Source organism: Mesotoga sp. UBA5847 (assembly GCF_002432735.1).
GTDB lineage: Bacteria > Thermotogota > Thermotogae > Petrotogales > Kosmotogaceae > Mesotoga.
This window is the reverse complement of the sequence record NZ_DJGL01000024.1, coordinates 1-13,901: the sequence shown is the minus strand read 5'-3', so window position 1 is coordinate 13,901 and position 13,901 is coordinate 1. Positions and strand designations below refer to the sequence as shown.

General features: G+C 46.2%; 13 protein-coding genes and 1 pseudogene. 10 read left to right on the top strand and 4 right to left on the bottom strand.

Going from position 1 to position 13,901, the window contains the following annotated elements; translation table 11 throughout:
- Nucleotides 1-690: 690 nt before the first annotated feature.
- Entirely contained in the window at nt 691-903 is a 213-nt protein-coding gene (locus B3K91_RS02840) for a LemA family protein (protein WP_292592233.1), read from the top strand.
- Between the two features lie 176 nt (nt 904-1,079).
- Here the strand turns inward: B3K91_RS02840 and B3K91_RS02835 are convergent, their stop codons facing one another.
- From B3K91_RS02835 to B3K91_RS13575, 3 genes and pseudogenes are all read right to left on the bottom strand, one after another.
- Nucleotides 1,080-1,667 (bottom strand): hypothetical protein, encoded by a 588-nt coding sequence (locus B3K91_RS02835; RefSeq protein ID WP_214079756.1) that lies wholly within the window; start codon nt 1,665-1,667, stop codon nt 1,080-1,082.
- Between the two features lie 3 nt (nt 1,668-1,670).
- A complete protein-coding gene (locus B3K91_RS02830; RefSeq protein WP_214060016.1) occupies nt 1,671-2,957 on the bottom strand; it encodes a patatin-like phospholipase family protein in 1,287 nt (428 codons plus the stop codon).
- A 90-nt stretch (nt 2,958-3,047) separates the two neighbouring features.
- Nucleotides 3,048-3,955 (bottom strand): annotated as a pseudogene (locus B3K91_RS13575) (AEC family transporter).
- A 258-nt stretch (nt 3,956-4,213) separates the two neighbouring features.
- On the opposite strand from B3K91_RS13575, the gene B3K91_RS02820 reads away from it, so the two are divergent.
- The 9 genes from B3K91_RS02820 to B3K91_RS02780 all read left to right on the top strand — a co-directional run bounded on the left by B3K91_RS02820 (nt 4,214) and on the right by B3K91_RS02780 (nt 13,324).
- Nucleotides 4,214-5,389, top strand: coding sequence for a DUF3798 domain-containing protein (locus tag B3K91_RS02820; protein WP_214060015.1), 1,176 nt, complete (start codon nt 4,214-4,216; stop codon nt 5,387-5,389).
- A gap of 75 nt (nt 5,390-5,464) precedes the next feature.
- On the top strand, nt 5,465-7,069 hold the full coding sequence (locus B3K91_RS02815; protein WP_214060014.1) for a sugar ABC transporter ATP-binding protein: 1,605 nt from the start codon (nt 5,465-5,467) through the stop codon (nt 7,067-7,069).
- On the top strand, nt 7,062-8,105 hold the full coding sequence (locus B3K91_RS02810; protein WP_292592227.1) for an ABC transporter permease subunit: 1,044 nt from the start codon (nt 7,062-7,064) through the stop codon (nt 8,103-8,105). Before B3K91_RS02815 ends, B3K91_RS02810 begins: the two co-directional genes overlap by 8 nt.
- Entirely contained in the window at nt 8,102-9,241 is a 1,140-nt protein-coding gene (locus tag B3K91_RS02805) for an ABC transporter permease (RefSeq protein WP_099829524.1), read from the top strand. Before B3K91_RS02810 ends, B3K91_RS02805 begins: the two co-directional genes overlap by 4 nt.
- Before the next feature lie 4 nt (nt 9,242-9,245).
- Entirely contained in the window at nt 9,246-9,617 is a 372-nt protein-coding gene (locus B3K91_RS02800; RefSeq protein WP_099829525.1) for a DUF6672 family protein, read from the top strand.
- A gap of 420 nt (nt 9,618-10,037) precedes the next feature.
- Nucleotides 10,038-10,799, top strand: coding sequence for an SDR family NAD(P)-dependent oxidoreductase (locus B3K91_RS02795; protein WP_214079754.1), 762 nt, complete (start codon nt 10,038-10,040; stop codon nt 10,797-10,799).
- 87 nt (nt 10,800-10,886) lie between these two features.
- Nucleotides 10,887-12,428, top strand: coding sequence for an exodeoxyribonuclease VII large subunit (gene xseA / locus B3K91_RS02790; protein WP_214079753.1), 1,542 nt, complete (start codon nt 10,887-10,889; stop codon nt 12,426-12,428).
- A 1-nt stretch (nt 12,429) separates the two neighbouring features.
- Entirely contained in the window at nt 12,430-12,759 is a 330-nt protein-coding gene (locus tag B3K91_RS02785) for a hypothetical protein (protein WP_099829528.1), read from the top strand.
- Entirely contained in the window at nt 12,740-13,324 is a 585-nt protein-coding gene (locus B3K91_RS02780; RefSeq protein ID WP_099829529.1) for a GNAT family N-acetyltransferase, read from the top strand. The genes B3K91_RS02785 and B3K91_RS02780 overlap by 20 nt, the downstream gene beginning before the upstream one ends.
- On the opposite strand, the gene B3K91_RS02775 is transcribed toward B3K91_RS02780, so the two are convergent.
- The gene (locus tag B3K91_RS02775) at nt 13,298-13,780 is read right to left on the bottom strand and encodes a hypothetical protein (RefSeq protein WP_214079752.1); all 483 of its coding nucleotides are present in this window, start codon (nt 13,778-13,780) and stop codon (nt 13,298-13,300) included. The two genes, B3K91_RS02780 and B3K91_RS02775, sit on opposite strands and share 27 nt — an antisense overlap.
- Between the last annotated feature and the right edge of the window lie 121 nt (nt 13,781-13,901).

Here is a 13,901-nt window from a genome sequence, read left to right as displayed (position 1 = left end):
AACCATTGGGGGTCGAAGGGCGTGCGTAATAAATCGGGTCTAAGGTATGGGGTTTAGGGTCTAGTAAAAAACTAAAGACCTCCTCCGTCGTTTCCAAGATCATTGACGCATCCTTGGATAAAAACGAAACCCAGATCCCGTGCAAAGGCCCTGAACAGGAAACCCCAAACGCGAGCATTTTGGGGCAGGCTTTCAGGGCATGCTCCACGGTATTATAGTCCTTCATATCATTCTTGCATGGTTCAGACCAGGATTGCGATCCTTGGAGCGTTTTAAGGCCAGATCCCGATCAGTTTCATATCGGGATGACTGCCTTTTCTCACTTCGTGTCATCCTGACAATGCTTCTGGTCAGGATCTCGATCTTCTCGTGAGCGAAGCGAACATCTCGAAATGATCTTTCTCATCTTCTCTCCATCTTATCGGTCAATTTAGGACTGCTCTTCAAAGCGATCAGCGGGTTCTCCGCTCTTAAGCGCACAGCGGGATCTTCGGTGGACGGTGGACCGTTGACGGTCAATGTTGTTTTCTTCAGCGTTCAGCGGTTCCTCGTTCTTAAGCGCACAGCGGATCTTCGGTGGACGGTGGACCGTTGACGGCTGACGGAGGACCGCTCTTCCAGCGATCACCGGGTCCTCGTTCTTAAGCGGGTGTATAGCTAATTAGCTGGATGTGGACCGTCTACAATAGCTTGAAGGCTCTACGTGAGAGAGTTAGACAGGGCTACTCACAGGTTGAAGTTCAGCTGAAGAGAAGGCACGATCTGATACCAAGGCTTTCTGCCTCTTTTATCGGTCTCATGAAGCACGAACAGGCTGTACAGACAAGAATAGCCGCTTTACGAAATGAGACTGCTGCAGATACTCTTCTGCTTATCATCGAGAATTATCCCGAACTGAAATAGAGCGGGGCGGTCTCACGACTTCAAAAGGCATTGGCCGATACAGAAAACCGTTTTGAGCTTGCCAGAGCTTATTAAAACAACATTGCAAAATTCTACAACGCCGGGCTCGAGAGAATTCCCGATATCGTAGTTGCAAGAATTGCTCGACTCAAGGAGTTCGAGCTAATGAGCGGTGATTAGAACGCGACGGCTATTCCGAACAGGCCACCGTCTGGATTGTAAGTGCTGTCTACAAAAGGAATGTCAAGTTCGAAAAACAACTTCCCGTTGGTCAAGAAGACTCCGGGGATAATCCCCATTTCGCTAGCAACGAATATCTGAAGCTTTGCTCCCACCATCCAGTTTCCGATGCTTACGCCCGCCATTGGAGCAACTCTTAGGAAAGGTATGAAGTAGTCGTCTCCGCTTATACCGCTAGGCCTTTTGCCAAGGAATGCTCCTCCGCTAACAAGAATGGCTGCATTCCTGAAGCCAGGAATTCCCAATTTAGCACCGGCCTCCAGTGTTGCCGCAGGAGCAGAAATGAAGATGCTCGGTATCGAAACTCTAAGAGAGCCTTCAAGATACTCTGTGAGACCCATGCGAGCAAGGTACTGAAAGCTCCAGGGAGCAAGAATCGATTCTTCGAACCCAACGAGGAGGTCCATTCCGACAGACTGTTTCAACGTCCCTATTGGCAGCATTTCCGGACCCATCATGAGTGCCATCGGTACGCACCCTGAAAATGCGACTATTACAACCAGCATTAAAATGATCCATCTCATCTTCTACTCCTCTACTCCATTCAAAATCATGAAGGAAGATTTGAATCGTTCAAATTGCGGTGGGGGCGAGGGTACTTCTGCATTGTCGTACAGAAAGAGAACAAACTCAAGCATTCTTTCGTAGGGTACTAGCGAATTCAAATCACCTTCAAACCCATTTGCGGAATAACTGAGCTTAATGGCCTCAAGAAGTTCCTCAGTGCTATATAGACTCAGTGAAGGAATCTTCATCATAGATGCCAATCGGTCAACTACAGCAATCATCGGATCGTCTCCCTTGATTATGTTTTCCAGCGAAACCAGCAGCTCAGAATAGAACCTGTCATGGTCGTCCCACTCTTGACGATCATTAATGATCCTGATCGCTTCAGCTCTCTTCTGGGGAGGAAGAGAATCAAACATTTCCCTGAACACATCCCTATTCTCAAATATGTAGGTGTACTCTCCTTTCACCAGCCCAAAAGCAGCCAGCGTGTCTAAGTAACCCTCTTCTATCTGCAGCTTCGTCTTCTCCGCATCGAAATCCAGCGTGCTTCCGTACATAACCCTAGGCCTGATATGAATCAGATTAGTGCCGGTGAAGAATGCCTTGATCTTGCCGATCCTGTCCCTTAACGCAACTCTCCCTATATCAACGAGTACGACTTCCTTGAAGCCTCTCTCGATTGCCATTTCAACAGGTTGATTTGAATATATTCCACCATCGATAAAGGCCTTGCCATCAATGACAACTGTCTGGAATCCTGGAAAATTCGCACTAGCCATTATGTAGTCGATTAGTTGGCCTTGAGGAATATCTTCTATAAAAAGCATTTCTGGCCTGGCATCGGTTAAATCAAATGTAACTAGTCCAAAATCAACCGACGAGCCTCTGACTGCCTCTTCAGAGATGACGGAGCTAAGAAGATTCTTAAGTGGAGTTACATCAATACCGCGGTTTATTACATCTACCGCACCCTGATAAAGTTCTCCGACACTCCAGTCATCACTACCTCCGCACGCTTCGATAAGCTTTCTTTGAGACTCTGTAGGTCTCATAACGCTATCTTCAGAAATGTTTCTCCAAACTTCAAGTGCCTTCTCAAAGTCTCCCTGGGCAACGGCCGCTGCATTCAAGGAACCTACCGAGGTCCCGTAGACGCCGCCTATTTCGATTCCGAGATCTATAAGAGCCTTCCACGCGCCTATTTCATAAGCACCTTTCGCACCTCCTCCGGAAAGCACCAGTCCCACACTTCCGGAAAACAGAACGACAGGAATCAGGAGCAAAATCAAAACGGACCTTTTCACTGCAAACACCTCTCTTTGACGGCTATCATAGAGGGATAATAGCATTATCAACGTCCAAAATGAAAGATAGCGAGTTAATATCTGACTTTTTCAATCGAGAAAAGAGATGATTAACGGGATTGAAATCAGTGAGAATAACGTAGAAGAGGCTATGAGTTTGGATGAGAGTTCATAGTCGGAGTCAAATATCCTTGGGAAGATCGAAGTGTTAGCTGCAGCCGGCATTGCGCTCATGATTATCAGAATCTTTTCGACAACAGAAGGCAGTTCTACAAACGATAGGAGGCAAAAAACGATCAAAGGCGCAATGCATAGCTTAAGAAGACTGCAGAAGAGAATAATTCTGCTCTTAAATATCGTGGAGAGTCTCGTACTGGCCGAAATAATCCCCGCAACTACCATGGCCAGAGGGATAGTGCTTTCCCCGAGAAGCCCAAGAGCTTCATCGAGGAATGACGGAAGCCTGAGCGGAGTGAAGAAAAGAACAAGGCCTACGAAAACAGCTATCGTTCCTGGATTGAGAAGGCCTTTCTTCCTTGACAGACAGGCCTCATGTGACATGATCCTCACTCCGACAGTCCAGGTCAGAACCTTGAACCAGATATTGAAGACGGCGCTATAGAACACTCCTTCCTTCCCGATTATTAGTTCGACGACAGGATAACCCATATAGGCAACGTTTCCGAAGAGAACAGCATAGAGAAAGACACTTCTTGAATCGTCGGTAATCTTGAGCGCCTTTGCCGAAAAGACCGCAAGAAACCATAGAACCGTATAATGAGCGCCGCGGCAATTAACAATATTACGGAGTAAGAAAACATCTCGTTAGAGTATTCAAAACTCATCGAATCAACTATCAGAGCAGGAAGAGTTACGTAAAGAACGAATCTAGTAACTCCTCTTGTGAACAGATCGTCAACCAGATTAGTTCTCTTCAATATGAAGCCAATTCCTATCAACGCAAAGAAAGTAAGCACTTTCGAGGTGATTTCAGTCATTAGGAGGATTATAAACCCGCATACCAAAGAATGAAACAAGGAAAACAAATCAGGTGGCTCTTAACAGCTTGAATTAGGAATAGCGGAGAACGAAGTGATTACATAAATGACCCAGAATTGTGATAAACTAGTCTCGTTAAACGTTATGCTTTCCTATTTGATATCCGGGCTATCCGGCTTCTTTTTCGGTCACGAGATATTTATGATTATTGGATGCCTATAGGGCAGCCTCAATTCCTTATAAAGGAGGTTTTTTGAATGCGCAAAGCACTGTTAGTTCTACTGGTAGTTCTTGTAAGTGCGGCTTTCATGTTTGCCGCGAATTATCACATTGGTGTTGTGACGGGAACCGTTTCTCAGTCCGAGGATGATCTTAGAGGTGCCGAAGCACTGATCAAGAAATACGGAGATGCCGCTTCCGGTGGGATGATCGTTCACCTTACCTACCCTGACAACTTCATGTCTGAACAGGAGACTGTTATCGCCCAGATAACCGGTCTTGCAGACGATCCTCTTATGAAGGCAATAATTGTTAACCAGGCTATTCCTGGAACAGTTGAGAGCTTCAGAAGAATCAGGGAGACAAGACCGGACATTCTTCTTCTTGCCGGTCTTCCTCACGAAGATCCTCCAATGCTAGCCGATGCGGCCCACCTCTCAGTCAATGCTGACTCACTTGCCCGTGGCTATCTAATTATCTACACAGCCAAGCAGCTCGGCGCAGAGAAGTTTATGCACATCTCCTTCCCGAGGCACATGTCTTACGAACTTCTATCGAAGAGAAGAGACATCATGAGAGCATCTTGTGAGGAACTCGGACTTGAGTTCATCGACATGGGTTCACCCGATCCCGTCGGAGACGTTGGAATCGCCGGCGCACAGCAGTTCATTCTGGAGAAAGTCCCTGCCTGGCTTGACGAATACGGCGTAAACACTGCGTTCTTCTGTACGAATGACGCTCATACAGAACCTCTTCTGAAGAGAGTCGCAGAGCTTGGTGGATTCTTCATTGAAGCCGATCTACCTTCTCCTCTGATGGGTTACCCCGGAGCGCTCGGCATATCCTTCACCGAAGAAGAAACTGGCAACTGGCCAGCAATTCTTGCCAAGGTTGAAGAGGCTGTTGTGGCAAAGGGCGGAGCTGGAAGAATGGGAACATGGGCCTACTCGCTCGGTTACACAACGACGGCAGCTCTTGCTGAACATGCAAAGAACGTTATCGACGGCAAGTGTGAAATCGATGATTTTGATGCAGTAATGGCCACTTTCGCAGAATATACACCAGGTGCGGGTTGGAATGGCAGCTACTACATCGATGCCGATGGAATCGAACAGGAAAACTATCTCCTCATCTATCAGGATACCTACATATTTGGCAAAGGCTACATGGGAATCACCGAAGTTGAGGTTCCTGCAAAATTCTTAAACTTCTAAGCTGAATAACGTCAAGAGGGGGGGCGACCCCCCCTTTTCTTGACTCTTTCTAGCCTTCGGTATTGGGGTGAAGTCATGGATGAAAAGCAATATTTGCTGAGGATGGAGAACATAAGTAAGGAGTTCTTCGGAAACCAGGTTCTGAAAGATGTTACTTTGAAAGTTGGGAAGGGAGAGATCATAGGACTGGTTGGCGAAAATGGAGCTGGGAAGTCTACTCTCATGAATATACTTTTCGGTTTGCCTGTCATCCACGAGACGGGTGGTTTTCAGGGAAAGATATTCCTCGATGATAAGGAAGTAAATTTCGCCAGTCCGTTTGAGGCCATTGAAGCCGGAATAGGAATGGTGCACCAGGAATTTATATTGATCCCGGGTTTCACTGCTACAGAGAACATACTACTGAACAGAGAATCTACTAATTACAATATCTTCGTAGAAGTCTTCGGCGAGAGATTGCGAACTCTTGATAGAGACGACATGCATAAGAGAGCAGTAGCAGCTATAGAGAAGCTGGAGGTTCAACTTGATCCGGATATGCTTGTGAGCGAAATGCCGGTAGGTCACAGGCAGTTTACTGAGATAGCGAGAGAGATGGACAGGAAGTCAACTAAACTGCTTGTCCTTGACGAACCTACGGCAGTTCTTACAGAATCGGAAGCTGATACTATGCTAAGGGCGGCGAGAAAGCTTGCCAATCTGGGACTATCGATAATCTTCATAACCCACAGACTGAGCGAGGTTCTAGAAATAGCTGATCGCTTGATTGTACTTAGAGATGGCCAGGTCGTCCGAGAACTGGAATCTTCAAAGACTACGCCGAGGGAAATTGCCTCTCTTATGGTTGGCCGAGAAATTAAGGATTCTGCTTCATTGCACTCAAAGGGAAGCACTGAATCGGAAATCGTTCTCGAAATCAAAGATCTTTGGGTTGACATGCCAGGTGAACAGGTAAACAGCGTCAACCTTAAGGTTCATAAAGGTGAGATCCTTGGTATTGGAGGACTTGCCGGTCAAGGCAAACTCGGAATAGCAAATGGAGTCATGGGTCTCTTCCCTTCGGAAGGAGAAGTATATTACAAAGGCGAAAGGCTTCCGCTCAATAACCCTGTAGCTGTTCTAAGCAAAGGAATCGCGTTCGTTTCTGAAGACAGAAGAGGAGTCGGTCTTCTTCTGGATGAGCCAATAGATCTGAACATCGTATTCACAGCAATTCAGATTCAGGGAAGGTTCATCAGGAATTTGCTTGGCGGCCTCATTAAATGGCGCGATGACAAAGAGATTTCCAGGGTTGCCAGAGAATATGTGGAATCGCTTCAGATAAAGTGTGTCAGTGAAAGGCAAAATGCAAAAGAGCTCTCCGGAGGCAATCAGCAGAAAGTCTGTCTTGCGAAAGCGTTTGTTCTTGAACCCGACCTTCTTTTCGTATCTGAGCCAACTAGAGGAATCGATGTCGGTGCAAAGAGCGTTGTCCTCGAGACTCTTAGAAGACAGAACAAGGAGCATGGAACAACCATAATCATGACGTCTTCCGAGCTTGAAGAGCTACGCTCAATATGTGACAGAATAGCGATAGTTGATGAAGGAAAGATCGCGGGAATCCTTCTGCCTACTGCTGACCCTGCCGACTTCGGGCTGTTAATGCTAGGTGAACAGGAAGAGGTGAAGGCAAATGCTTGAGAGTATAAGGAAGTTGATAGAGAAGGCCGGCTGGCCTCGAGTAATAATCGCTCTCTTCCTGCTTTCTATGTTTGTAATTGCTCCATTCGTTAACATAAGTGTTGGCACTTCGATCAGCGATACAATCGTTAGGTTCGCAATGAATTCAGTACTCGTGCTTTCACTTGTTCCTATGGTCCAGTCAGGTTGTGGACTGAACTTTGGTATGCAGTTGGGCGTCATTGCCGGACTAATTGGAGCGGTCACAAGTATCGAACTTGGAGTAACTGGCCTTGCGGGATTTCTAACGGCGATAGGAATCGCAATCCCCATCGCCGCAATCCTGGGGTTCTTCTACGGACTTCTGCTTAACAGAGTAAAGGGCGATGAAATGGTCGTTGCAACGTATGTCGGATTCTCTTCTGTAGCCTTCATGAGTATGATGTGGCTTCTCTTGCCATACAAGAGTCCTAACATGATCTGGGGGTACGGCGGTTCTGGACTGAGAACCACCATAAGTGTCGAAGGTTATTGGCTCGGAGTTCTAAATAATTTCCTTAGTATTAAAATAGGGAAGTTCTTCTTCCCGACTGGAACGGTTCTTTTCTTTGGTCTAATGGCGCTTATTGTCTGGGCCTTTTTTAAGACTAAGCTGGGAACCGCTATGACTGCAGCAGGATCGAATCCCATTTACGCAAAGGCTGCAGGTGTAAACGTCGATAGGATGAGAATTCTATCAGTCGTAATCTCGACAATAATCGCCGCTGTAGGAATTCTAGTCTATGAGCAGAGCTTCGGGTTCATTCAGCTTTATATGGCACCTCTACTAATGGCTTTTCCTGCAGTAGCCGCTTTGCTGCTGGGAGGTGCATCTGTCTCAAAAGCATCTATGGGCAATGTCATTATAGGAGCATTTCTTTTTCAAGGTATTCTGACGATGACTCCATCTGTTATGAACAACTTGATTAAGAGTGACATGTCAGAGGTAATAAGAATAATCGTCTCCAACGGTATGATCGTTTATGCTTTGACGAGAAGAACGAAGGTGACAAAATGAAGGATCAGAGCCTAACACGAGCAAAGAACCCATTGGTAAGATTTGCAATATCCAATGCGGTCCCAATACTTTTCATAATTCTCCTGATATTCGCAGTACCGTTGTCGGGGTTCTCGACTGATTACCTCCTAAATGAAATCATAACAAGACTTGGAAGAAACTCCTTCCTGGTCATATCTTTGCTTATACCAGTAATGGCCGGTATGGGATTGAACTTTGGCATTGTTTTGGGCGCCATGGCTGGTCAAATGGGCTTGATATTCATGTTAGATTGGGGAGTAGTTGGAATTCCAGGCGTTGTCCTGGCCATGCTAGTAGGAATGCCGATAGCGATCCTCCTTGGTCTTCTTGCCGGAAGCATTCTCAACCGAGCAAAAGGTAGAGAGATGGTTACATCGATGATTCTCGGGTTTTTCATAAACGGTATCTATCAACTAACCATTCTTTATGGTATGGGAAGTGTGATACCGATAACAAGCAATAAGCTGTTGCTACCACGCGGATACGGAGTTAGAAACGCGATCGACCTACTAACTATCAGAAAAGCTCTTGATAATATGTGGTCGATTCAAGTCGGCGGTGTAATAATCCCGCTTGGACTCTTCGCAATCATTGCTGCACTATGTATCTTTGTCTTCTGGTTCACAAGAACAAAGCTTGGGCAAGACATGAGGGCTGTAGGACAAGACATGCAGGTGGCCGCAACTGCGGGTATAAACGTCGATCGGACGAGGACACTATCAATAGTCATCTCGACAGTTTTGGCTTGTTTTGGTCAGATAATATTCCTTCAAAACATAGGCACAATAAACACTTACAACTCACACGATCAAGTTGGAACCTTTGCCATTGCCGCCCTCCTGATTGGAGGTGCTTCAGTCGCCAAAGCAACCATTCCGAATGTTTTCATTGGAATCACACTCTTCCATCTCACCTTCATTGTCGCTCCAAGAGCCGGCAAAGAACTTCTCGGCCAGGCTCAAATTGGAGAGTTCTTCCGAGTGTTTGTCTCGTATGGAATAATTGCAATCTCGCTTGCTCTTTACGCTTGGAGAAGGCAGGTCGAGAAAGAGACCGAACGTAGACAGGCAAAGGCAGCCATAAAGGCCGCGATCGAAGAAAGGACTGGAGGGTGATTTTATGAAAAGAAACGTGATTAGGATTGCCCTTGTTGTAGTGCTGGTTGCCTTGGGGTTCTTTCTCTACGTGATTGGCAAGGAACACCGTGTCTTCGTTGACAATAGAGACATAGTTATCAACGGCGTAGAATACAAGTCTACTAATCCAATTGATGTAATCGTTGATGATGTGGACCTCGGCGAAGTTGGGAAGGGAAAGAGAAAAGTCGCGAACACACCCGGTCCATGGCACAAGATAACGGCTATCGAGAAACTCCCTGACGGTACCACAAGAGAAGTTGTACGCAAATTCAACTTGGCGCCCAACGATACCGCCGTAGTGAATCTTGTAGCGTTATTTGAGCTTGAGGATGGATGGCTTGCAATAGAGTGATCTACTGCAAGCACAATGCTCACATCACTTAGTTGATCCAATAATTGCTCTACGGAGCCAAACATAAACCTTGTTTGGCCCCTTTTCACTGTGCAAACTCGAAGTGCTGATCGCTGAGGAAAAGACGTTTTGCATTCCCTCACTCTCAATTGCAGGGCAGTAGATTCCGCCGAGCAACAAATCTCGAAGAGTTCGTTCTTCCCGCCATATTCCTATTCCAATTTTCATAGAACTGATTGAAGAAACAAGAGATCAGCCGCCTCCTTCGCGCTAGATTACAGACCTCGAAGACTCTCTTGAATTATCTTTTCAAAAACCGACCACACTCTCGTTCATCTTAATGCATAAGCAGTTTTGTGATACAATTAATATACCCGAGAAAAACTATCGGCGGTAATATGGAGTGAAAGGAGTGAGAATATGAAAAGATTCGAAGGGAAAGTAGTGCTTATTACAGGCGGGAGTTCCGGGATTGGTGCAGATAGCGCCAGGGCCTTCAGCGAGGAAGGAGCGAAAGTTGTCATTACGGACGTTGATGAAGAAAAGGGCAAAGAACTCGCTCAAGAGATAAATTATGTAGGGGGAAAGGCCCTGTTCATGAAACATGACGTTTCGAGCGCTCAGGAGACGAAGAGAATCGTCGAATCTGTTGTCGAGAAGTTCGGAAGGCTTGACGTTGCATTCAACAATGCAGGGATAGGCGGACCTTCTCTTCCTCTATCAGAGTACCCCGAAGAGGACTGGGAACGAGTGATTTCGATCAATTTGCTTGGTGTCTATTACGGAATGAAGTATGAAATCCAGCAGATGCTTAAGCAAGGCGGGGGAGCAATTGTAAACAATTCCTCGATCCTTGGTAAGGTTGGTTTCAACAACGCCTCTGCCTATGTCGCCGCTAAGCATGCAGTTGTCGGTATGACAAAAGCGGCAGCTCTAGAATACTCAAGCAAGAATATCAGGATAAACGCCGTAAATCCTGCTTTCATAAAGACTCCTCTACTTGAAGCATCCGGAATGAAAGAGGGAACTGACATGTACGACATGCTAGTCGGACTGCATCCAATAGGAAGACTGGGAGAGCCAAGAGAAGTGACGAACGCAGTTCTCTTCTTGTCAAGTGACGAAGCATCTTTCGTTCATGGAGAATCGCTTATGGTTGATGGTGGATACACGGCAAGGTAGAGCTGTTGATTGATGTCCAATTCGCGGACGCCTTCCGGCGTCCTCTTCTTTTATAATGGAAGAGAATGATCATTGGAGGAACTGCTTATGGCAGAGGCGACGCTAGAATTCAAAGATCTAGACACGATGCTTGAGCACGTAAGAAAGATTTTGACCAGTGCCGGCTTGAACAACCTCGCGGTGAAGTTTCCAGCCGACGTTACTAACTTAACTGTTAGAGGCAACTACGTCTACATCAGTGTCTCTCAAGACTATGAAGAGCGGGGAACAAAGAGGAGAATAGACCTCAGCATGATCTCCGGAAAAGCGGCTTTCGCAAGAATGGGAAAACAGCTGGCGTTGAAGAGCTCGTCTGAGATAAAGGGAAAGAAGTGGCTCTTCGAAGGAACGCTTAGCTTCTACAAACCCCGGGCAAGTTTCTCGATATGGATAGATACGATAGCTCCAATAGGAGAGTCCGATATAACTGCGCGAAGAAGGGAAATCTACCTTGCCCTGAAGGCAAAGGAAGCTCTAAGAATTGAAGAGCATGATCTAGGCGAACTGCCTCCCATAAAGAGAGTTGCTGTGATCTCTTCTTCTACTGCAGCTGGACTGGGGGATTTCTTCTCAAATCTCTCCGTCAACTACCCGTACAAGCCCGTAGTGCATCTCTACGAATCATATATGCAAGGCAATAGAACAGTTCCGGGTGTTCTTTCTGCTCTAAAGAAAATAGAATCTTGTCCTGTGAAGTATGACGTGATAGTTCTTACAAGAGGAGGGGGTTCTGCAAGCGATCTAATGTATTTCGATAGTCTTGAACTTGGAATGGCAATTTCGGAATTCAACAAGAAGTATTGCCCAGTACTGAGTGCTATTGGCCATGAAAGAGACGTTACTATACCTGACTTCGTTGCCTGGAAGCGTTTTGATACTCCTACTGCAGTTGCACGTGGAATAAGCGAACAGGTAAATGATTACGTCGATACCCTGAGTGAATTCTCCGATCTGATGGGAGATGAGATTGAGTGGCTCTTCGAAAGGGCCGAGAACGAGACAGGACCCGATAGACTCCAGTTCATAGCCGATAGGATAGGAGAAACCATCAATCGCACGGACCAGTTCTTTGAAGATGGATCCAGAGTTCTTTCAGGAACGATTACTCACAGAATCCTCCTTGCGATGAACGATCTTGGATCGTTCAATCCGGCTAGATACGTCCTCTCGATTGAGAGAGGCATGAATGAGATTTTCGCATTAACGGACGCTCTGGTAAATAGTGCCGACAGCTCGATACAAAGAAACCTGGCGTTTGCCGAGAGTCGTCTTGATCACAGAGGGTTCGGAAACAGTCTTGAGAAACATCTCATGAATTCCGGAATACTCGTTGAAACACTTGACAAGGGAGTAACCAGGTTGTTCGATGACCTAATAGCGAATTCAGGAGATGATCTGGATAAACTATTTGATGAGCTTACACTCCATGGGGGCTACGCCGCATCATTGCTTTTCGGTGGAGTGGTGTTGAAAAGAGGTCGCTTGATAATCAACAGCGCGAAGGCGGTTTCGGCAGGCGACTCACTGGACTGCGTTTTCAAAGATGGAGAGGCAAAGACTACCATAGATGAAGTCAAATCGGAGGTGTGACATGGATGAAAAGACGTTAGAATCAGTCTTGAAGCTGAAAGAAGAGCAAATAAACTCTATGGATTTCAAGAAGCTGCTTGGATACATAAGATCTATCGACGAGTATTTCAGAAGCAACTCTCAGATAGATGTCGAGGTTGCACTCAAGGCTTATCAGAAAGCAATTCAGCTTCTTACCGCAGCTCGCCTGAGACTGATAACCCTTAAAAGGGAAAAGGAAGAATTGGACAGACAGTACTCAAGCTTTTTGGCCTCAATTGAGACAGAGTCCTCTGAAGAAATGCAGCTGCCGACAGACGGAGATGACGAGGATGAAAAGCTCCCCTTCTAGAAGAGTCTTGAAAGAGCGAGTTCTTAAAAATGACCGCATTTGTTTGTTTAGAACCGCAGATAAAGAAGATGCAAGGAGAATACTCGCCTACATCAATTTCATTGCCGGAGAGTCTGATTATCTGAGTTTCGGAAGAAACGAGTTGACCTTAAGTGAAGAGGCTGAAAGACAGATAATCGCATCGTTTAACGAACAGGCCAACAGCTTTATGGCGGTGGCCGAATGTGAAGACAAGCTTATTGGACTGATCACAATGCAAGGAGGCTCAAAACAGCGCATCAACCACTGGGCAGAGATTGCACTGTCTGTAAGCAAGCCTTACTGGGGAATGGGCATTGGAAAGACCCTCATAGAGCTCGCATTTGAGCATGCACAGAGCAGCGGAATAACTCGGATCGGCCTAAAGGTGCGATCAGACAATGACAGAGCTAGATGCCTCTATTCTAAACTGGGATTTGAAATCGAAGGAACACTTAAGAGATATATGCGAATAGGCGACGAATACTTCGATTTCTACCAAATGGGTCGTGACGTCAAGTCACTTTCTTCTGAAGAGAACAAGTAGACCAAACACGATCAAGACTGCTCCCACGACGATCATTGCCCATTGCGAAAATGAAGAAGGTATTAGGGCAATAACTCCGACAACTGCAAGTATCGCGACAGGAATCAACAGAGGAGAGCGGCCCTTTCCGCCTGCCAAGTAAAGTTGGAATAACCCAAATGCCGGCGCAAGAACGAAGAGTCCCCACCCGCCGCTGTCGTAGAATCCAGGGAAGACAACTCCCAGAGTCAAGGCCAACCCCACAACAAGCAACACGCCACCGGGAACCAGAAGTCCGTCGATTCTATTCTTGATCGCGTTGTACTCCATTATGATCCCCGGAAGCCAGATGAACAATAGCCAGAAGTTTGACATCATTGCAGGGACAAAAATGATCATCAAGCCAAGAGCTATGACCACTATTCCAAGAAAAACCTGACTTAGCTTTGACTCTTTCCTTACATTCTCTTCTTTCATTTCATAACCTCCCTTTGCAGCATTACCTAAGAAATATAATACTTCAAAACTTTCAATGTTACACCTGTGCAGTTTATGAGTCACAGCGTTCAGCGGGTCCTCGTTCTTAAGCGCACAGCGG

What these genes read in the sequence shown, in the direction of transcription:
- B3K91_RS02835 (WP_214079756.1), bottom strand. Translation starts at nt 1,667, where the DNA reads ATGAGATGGATCATTTTAATGCTGGTTGTAATAGTCGCATTTTCAGGG.
- B3K91_RS02820 (WP_214060015.1), top strand. Translation starts at nt 4,214, where the DNA reads ATGCGCAAAGCACTGTTAGTTCTACTGGTAGTTCTTGTAAGTGCGGCT.
- B3K91_RS02815 (WP_214060014.1), top strand. Translation starts at nt 5,465, where the DNA reads ATGGATGAAAAGCAATATTTGCTGAGGATGGAGAACATAAGTAAGGAG.
- B3K91_RS02810 (WP_292592227.1), top strand. Translation starts at nt 7,062, where the DNA reads ATGCTTGAGAGTATAAGGAAGTTGATAGAGAAGGCCGGCTGGCCTCGA.
- B3K91_RS02805 (WP_099829524.1), top strand. Translation starts at nt 8,102, where the DNA reads ATGAAGGATCAGAGCCTAACACGAGCAAAGAACCCATTGGTAAGATTT.
- B3K91_RS02800 (WP_099829525.1), top strand. Translation starts at nt 9,246, where the DNA reads ATGAAAAGAAACGTGATTAGGATTGCCCTTGTTGTAGTGCTGGTTGCC.
- B3K91_RS02795 (WP_214079754.1), top strand. Translation starts at nt 10,038, where the DNA reads ATGAAAAGATTCGAAGGGAAAGTAGTGCTTATTACAGGCGGGAGTTCC.
- xseA (WP_214079753.1), top strand. Translation starts at nt 10,887, where the DNA reads ATGGCAGAGGCGACGCTAGAATTCAAAGATCTAGACACGATGCTTGAG.
- B3K91_RS02785 (WP_099829528.1), top strand. Translation starts at nt 12,430, where the DNA reads ATGGATGAAAAGACGTTAGAATCAGTCTTGAAGCTGAAAGAAGAGCAA.
- B3K91_RS02780 (WP_099829529.1), top strand. Translation starts at nt 12,740, where the DNA reads ATGAAAAGCTCCCCTTCTAGAAGAGTCTTGAAAGAGCGAGTTCTTAAA.
- B3K91_RS02775 (WP_214079752.1), bottom strand. Translation starts at nt 13,780, where the DNA reads ATGAAAGAAGAGAATGTAAGGAAAGAGTCAAAGCTAAGTCAGGTTTTT.